The organism is Vibrio sp. HI00D65, from assembly GCF_001635455.1.
GTDB lineage: Bacteria > Pseudomonadota > Gammaproteobacteria > Enterobacterales > Vibrionaceae > Vibrio.
Window position 1 is genome coordinate 1 of sequence record NZ_LWEH01000513.1, and the last position, 202, is coordinate 202.

General features: G+C 49.5%; 1 pseudogene. It reads right to left on the reverse strand.

The window, feature by feature from the left end:
• Positions 1–202: pseudogene (gene tuf, locus A3712_RS23185) on the reverse strand (elongation factor Tu); the annotation flags it as partial.

Genomic DNA, 202 nt, shown 5'->3' on the forward strand with positions numbered 1-202 from the left:
CACCTTCACGGATAGCGAAACGTAGGCCTTCGTCCATTGCGATTGGAGCGATTAGCTCAACAGTCATTTGAACGTTGTCACCTGGCATTACCATTTCTACGCCTTCTGGTAGAGTGATGTCGCCTGTTACGTCAGTTGTACGGAAGTAGAACTGTGGACGGTAACCTTTGAAGAAAGGAGTGTGACGGCCGCCTTCGTCTTT